Source organism: Brevundimonas sp. SPF441 (assembly GCF_009661015.1).
Lineage (GTDB): Bacteria > Pseudomonadota > Alphaproteobacteria > Caulobacterales > Caulobacteraceae > Brevundimonas > Brevundimonas vesicularis.
Map to the genome: position 1 here is coordinate 1 of NZ_WJWX01000049.1, position 4,750 is coordinate 4,750.

At 68.7% G+C, this 4,750-nt stretch carries 9 protein-coding genes; 7 read left to right on the forward strand and 2 right to left on the reverse strand.

Going from position 1 to position 4,750, the window contains the following annotated elements; translation table 11 throughout:
* The 5 genes from GGC30_RS16065 to GGC30_RS16085 all read left to right on the forward strand — a co-directional run.
* Positions 1-328, forward strand: a 328-nt coding sequence (locus GGC30_RS16065; protein ID WP_153926118.1) for a DUF3168 domain-containing protein, incomplete at its 5' end; no start/stop codon positions are given.
* Positions 325-735, forward strand: coding sequence for a phage major tail protein, TP901-1 family (locus GGC30_RS16070; protein ID WP_153926120.1), 411 nt, complete (start codon positions 325-327; stop codon positions 733-735). The genes GGC30_RS16065 and GGC30_RS16070, both read left to right, overlap by 4 nt.
* A complete protein-coding gene (locus GGC30_RS16075) occupies positions 732-1,010 on the forward strand; it encodes a GTA-gp10 family protein (RefSeq protein WP_153926122.1) in 279 nt (92 codons plus the stop codon). The genes GGC30_RS16070 and GGC30_RS16075 overlap by 4 nt, the downstream gene beginning before the upstream one ends.
* Before the next feature lie 35 nt (positions 1,011-1,045).
* The gene (locus GGC30_RS16080; RefSeq protein WP_370452038.1) at positions 1,046-1,183 is read left to right on the forward strand and encodes a phage tail assembly chaperone; all 138 of its coding nucleotides are present in this window, start codon (positions 1,046-1,048) and stop codon (positions 1,181-1,183) included.
* Complete coding sequence (locus GGC30_RS16085) at positions 1,173-1,697, forward strand: phage tail tape measure protein (protein WP_153926124.1); 525 nt, start codon at positions 1,173-1,175, stop codon at positions 1,695-1,697. Before GGC30_RS16080 ends, GGC30_RS16085 begins: the two co-directional genes overlap by 11 nt.
* Positions 1,698-1,751: 54 nt before the next feature.
* Here the strand turns inward: GGC30_RS16085 and GGC30_RS16090 are convergent, their stop codons facing one another.
* Both GGC30_RS16090 and GGC30_RS16095 read right to left on the reverse strand, forming a co-directional pair.
* Positions 1,752-2,453, reverse strand: coding sequence for a DUF805 domain-containing protein (locus tag GGC30_RS16090; RefSeq protein ID WP_370452037.1), 702 nt, complete (start codon positions 2,451-2,453; stop codon positions 1,752-1,754).
* Positions 2,454-2,599: 146 nt separating this feature from the next.
* Positions 2,600-3,307 carry a DUF805 domain-containing protein gene (locus tag GGC30_RS16095; protein WP_194943627.1) on the reverse strand — a complete coding sequence of 236 codons (708 nt, stop codon included), beginning with the start codon at positions 3,305-3,307 and terminating at the stop codon, positions 2,600-2,602.
* An 84-nt stretch (positions 3,308-3,391) separates the two neighbouring features.
* Here GGC30_RS16095 and GGC30_RS16100 point away from each other — a divergent pair, with 84 nt between their 5' ends.
* On the forward strand, positions 3,392-4,006 hold the full coding sequence (locus GGC30_RS16100; protein ID WP_153926129.1) for a DUF2460 domain-containing protein: 615 nt from the start codon (positions 3,392-3,394) through the stop codon (positions 4,004-4,006).
* Positions 4,007-4,009: 3 nt separating this feature from the next.
* Complete coding sequence (locus GGC30_RS16105) at positions 4,010-4,657, forward strand: DUF2163 domain-containing protein (RefSeq protein ID WP_153926132.1); 648 nt, start codon at positions 4,010-4,012, stop codon at positions 4,655-4,657.
* Positions 4,658-4,750 lie beyond the last annotated feature (93 nt).

The following is a 4,750-nucleotide window of genomic DNA, read 5'->3' on the forward strand; positions in this document are numbered from 1 at the left end:
GGTCTGGGACCATCCGCCGGAGGGCACCGACTTTCCGCATCTGGTGATCGGGCGATGCGAGAGCCGGCCGGTGGCGGCGGACGGGGGCGGGGTCGAGCAAAGGCTGACCCTGACGGGCGTGTCGCGATTCGCGGGATCGGAAGAGGCCAAGGCGGTCGCGGCGGCGGTGCGGGCCTGTCTGCACGAGGCCGTGCTGGAGGCCGACGGGGTGCGGACGGCGACCCTGAGGGCGACATTCGCGGACGTGTTCCGCGCGGGCGACGGGCGGCGGACTTATGCGGTCGTGCGGCTGAGGGCGGTAACCGAGGAATTGGGAGAAGACGGATGACGGCACAGGCCGGCAAGGACATCTTGCTGAAGATCGAGGGCGCGTCGGGCGTGTTCACGACGGTGGCGGGGTTGAGGGCGCGGACGATCTCGCTGAACGCCAAGACAGTGGATGCCACGGACGGCGACAGCGCCGGGCGGTGGCGCGAGCTGCTGGCCGGCGCGGGCGTGAAGTCGGCGGCGGTGTCGGGGCAGGGCGTCTTTCGCGATGCGGCGTCGGACGCCCTGGTGCGCGAGGCCTTCTTCGATCAGGCGGCGAAACGGTGGCGGCTGATCGTACCGGACTTCGGCGTGCTGGAGGGGCCGTTCCTGTTGGCGGCGCTGGAATACGCCGGCGAGCACGAGGGGGAGGCGACGTTCGCGCTGAGCCTGGCCAGCGCCGGGGCCATCGGGTTCAGTGCGATATGAACGGCGTGCGGGGCGAGACGGCTGTGATCCTGGGCGGCGCGCGGCGTCGGGCCTGTCTGACGCTGGGGGCGCTAGCGGAGATCGAGACGGGGCTGGGCGTCGATGGGATGGCGGCGGTCGCAGAGCGGATGAAGACGCTGTCGGCGCGGGATCTGATGGTGGTGCTGGCGGCGGTGTTGCGTGGCGGTGGCGAGGTCGAGCCTGAGGTGGCGGCGGTTGATCCGCGCGAGGCGGCGGTCGCGGTGGCGCAGGCGTTTGCGGCGGCCGCCGGGTGACGCCCTGGGGCGAGATGTTGCGGCTGGCGGCGGCGATGGGCGTGGCGCCCGACGCGTTCTGGCGGCTGTCGTTGAGGGAGTGGCGGATGTTGACGCAAGTCCCGCGGGGGACGGCGCCTTTGGGACGCGAGGGGCTGGCGCGATTGATGGAGGGTTGGCCGGATGGCGGATGAGTTCGGGCGAGACGGTATCGATCAGGTCGCGCTGAGAGCGGCCGAAGCCGGGGCGGCGCTGGAGGCGTTGAAGGCTCCGGCTCAGGAGGCGGCCGACGCGATCGAGGCGGCCTTCGGGCGAGCCGGCGACAGCCTGACGCGATCGCTGGCGCGGGCGGCGGCGGACGGGGAGGTGTCGCTGGCCGAACTGGCGCGGGCGGTGCTGAACGCCGTCAATGCGGCGGCCGGGGCGAACGGCGGCGGGTTGAGCGCGGCGATCCAGTCGGTGATGTCCAGCTTCGGCGGGGCGCGGGCGGACGGCGGGCTGGTGCTGGGCGGTGCAGCCTATCTGGTCGGCGAGCGCGGGCCGGAGGTGTTTCGACCGGCGACGGGCGGAGAGATCGGGCCGGTCGGCGGCGGGGGCGTGACGGTCAATGTGGCGGTGGACGGCGGGGCGCCGGCCCTGCTGCGGTCCGAGGCGCAGATCGCCCAGATGCTGGCGCGGGCCGTCAGCCTGGGCGCCAGGCGGATGTGAAAACGCCGCCCCGTCGAGGACGGGGCGGCGCTGAGGTCGGTCAGGCGATGAGGCCTATTCGCCCTTCGGGTTAGGGCCGAAGCGGTTTTCGCCCTTCTGGCTGTCGGCGATGCCGATCCACAGCAGGAAGGCCAGGCCGAGCAGACCGGCGATCGCGAACAGGCCGAAGGCCGGGCCCATCAGGGCGAAGACGGCGGCCGGGTTGCCCTCGTAGTAGTCTTCCGAATAGCCGTTGGCGACGGCGGCGGCGATGACCATGGCGAAGCCGGCGAAGAGGGCCACGACCGAGCCGACCCAGGGAATGGCGATCAGCCAGCCGGTCTTGCCCATGTCGTGCAGGCGCTTTACCGAAATGGCCAGGTTAGGCCAGATCAGCACGATGCCCAGCAGGTTGATGAAGGGGATCCAGCTGATGACGACGTTGACGCCCAGCAGGATCAGCCAGCCGATCCAGAAATGGCTGCGGCGGATACGGCCCTCGAAGGACAGGAACAGCTTCTGCCAGTCGAAGCCGGCGACGGCGGTCGAGGTCGAGCTGGCATAGCCGCCGGCGACGCCGGTGGTGGTGGGCGAACCCGCCAGGATCAGGATCTGGGTGGCCGCGGCGCCTTCGGGCACGAAGTCGACGCGGACGCCGGCGGCGGGCACGGCGGGCGATTGCAGCGCAGCCGAGGTGAAGTCGTAACGGGCGCCGTCGTCGCCGCTGATCAGACCGACGCCGGTCGTGGCGTCGTAGCTGAGAATTTCACCGCGCACTGAGATCTCCATGACTGGCGCCAGGTCCGGCGCGGCGGCAACATCGCCGACCCGTGCAATCCCAGCAACCCGAAAAGGTCAAGCTGGCCGATCCTGACGCGTTTGTAATGCGAATGAGCCCTTTGGCGGGTCCGGGACCGAGGGTGTTACCAGATTGATTTCGAGGGGGGCGGTCCAAATCGATTGGCTGCTGCAGAGCCCCTCACCAAGCCCAGCCAAGCAATGAAGGCTAACTGAATCAGGATGGCCGAACCTACCAACCATCGGGCGACTGTCTTGCTGTGTTCCCAAATCTGGCTCGCCTGATCGTAGGCGTTGCCGAAGGAAGCTAGATACAACCAGACCGAGGTAATGAGCCAAGCAACGATTGCAGTCTGGGAGAGCAGGATCGACAGGACCACCGGCATTATGGCCAGCGTGCCGCTGCGATTTAGATCGTGAAGCCGTTTCGCCGAGGCAGCCAGATAGGGCCAAAGGCAAATGCCAGCCACGAGCGCTTTAAGATGCCAGACGACGGGCAATAGCTCCAGCCACAGCGGCGCCTGAAGCCCGATCAGGATGAGAACGACGACCGAGAAATGGACGCGACTTATCCGCCCCTTGCAGGAAAAGAAGTGATTTTTCCAAGAGACGGGCGACGTGGTGACTGACTGAGCTGATGTCGTCGCCGTCGAGAAGCCATTGAACGATAGGGCGATGACTTGTTTGGCGTGTTCGCCGTCGGCAACGAAATCGACGCGGCGGCCGGGTTCAAGGTCGGCGGCGGTCGAGGTGAAGGCATAGCGCTGCAAGTCGTCGCCGCTGATCAGGCCGTCGCCGGTGGTCACGTCGTAGCTGAGAATTTCGCCGCGCAAGGCCGTGTCTCGCAAAGACGCGGCGTAGGAGCCGCCACCAAGGTGTGGACCGGGCGGACGACATTGCACAACAGGAGAGTGTTCATGGACGCCTTTCACGAGGTGCGCCTGCCCGCGCGGCTGGCGTTCGGTTCGACCGGCGGGGTGGAGCGTCGGACGGAGATCACGACGCTGGCGTCAGGGTTCGAGCGGCGGTCCACGCCCTGGGCGCTGGGGCGCAGGCGGTATCTGATCGGGGCGAACCTGAGGTCGCTGGACGACATGGCCGAGTTGGTCGCCTTCTTCGAGGCGCGGCGGGGACGGCTGTATGGGTTCCGGTTGAAGGACTTCGCCGACTTCAAATCGTGCGCGCCGGGCGGGGTGGTATCGTCTGAGGATCAGGTGCTGGGCGTGGGCGACGGGGTTCGGACCGCGTTCGATCTGGTGAAGCGCTACGGCGATGTGGAGCGGCCGATCGCCAAGCCGGTCGGGGGATCGGTGCGGGTGGCGCTGGGCGGTGTCGAGACGACGGCTTTTATGGTCGATCTCGTGACCGGGCGGGTGACGCTGGAGCGCGCGCCGGAGGCGGGTGTCAGCGTGACGGCGGGGTTTCAGTTCGACACGCCGGTGCGGTTCGACTCCGATCGGATCGAGACGACGCTGGAGAGCTTCGAGGCCGGACGGATGGCGGCGGTTCCGCTGATCGAGGTTCGGGTCTGAGCCATGCGCGACATACCGAACGAAATGGCTGCCCGCATCGAGAGCGGGGCGGCGACGCTTTGCCATGTCTGGCGGCTGGAGCGAGCCGACGGCGTGGTGATGGGGTTCACCGATCACGACCGGGACCTGGTGGTGGACGGGGTCGTCTGTCGGGCGGCGAGCGGTTGGACGGCGGGGGCGGGAGAGAGCGCGGTCGGGCTGGCGGCGGGGTCGGTTTCGGCGGCGGGCGTGCTGGACGATGCGGCGATCGCTGAAGCGGATGTGGCGGCGGGTCTGTTCGACAAGGCGACGGTCGAACTGTGGCGCGTGGACTGGGCGCGGCCGGATCTGAAGGTGCGGTTGTGGTCGGGAGCGCTGGTGCGGATTCGGCGTCAGGGTGACGGCTTCGTCGCCGAGCTTGAGGGACCCTTGGCGAAGCTCGAGCGGGTGGTCGGGCGGACCTATGGGCGGATGTGCGATGCGCGGCTGGGAGACCAGAGGTGCCGGGTCGCAGAGCCGGCGTGGCGGGTCTGCGACAAGCGGTGGGAGACCTGCGTCCGGACGTTCGGGAATGGCGCGAACTTTCGCGGATTTCCGGATGTGCCGGGGGACGATTTCCTGACAGCCTATCCAGCCGGAAATGCGCGCAACGACGGCGGGAGTCGGCGGTGAGGGGTAGGGCGACGACGCCTCCCTCCCCGGAACGGGGAGGGGCGTCGCGGAGCGACGGGGTGGGGACGGCAGGGCGACCGGACACGGAATGCC

Coding starts and splice junctions, on each gene's coding strand:
- GGC30_RS16070 (WP_153926120.1), top strand. CDS start 325: ATGACGGCACAGGCCGGCAAGGACATCTTGCTGAAGATCGAGGGCGCG.
- GGC30_RS16075 (WP_153926122.1), top strand. CDS start 732: ATGAACGGCGTGCGGGGCGAGACGGCTGTGATCCTGGGCGGCGCGCGG.
- GGC30_RS16080 (WP_370452038.1), top strand. CDS start 1,046: ATGGGCGTGGCGCCCGACGCGTTCTGGCGGCTGTCGTTGAGGGAGTGG.
- GGC30_RS16085 (WP_153926124.1), top strand. CDS start 1,173: ATGGCGGATGAGTTCGGGCGAGACGGTATCGATCAGGTCGCGCTGAGA.
- GGC30_RS16100 (WP_153926129.1), top strand. CDS start 3,392: ATGGACGCCTTTCACGAGGTGCGCCTGCCCGCGCGGCTGGCGTTCGGT.
- GGC30_RS16105 (WP_153926132.1), top strand. CDS start 4,010: ATGCGCGACATACCGAACGAAATGGCTGCCCGCATCGAGAGCGGGGCG.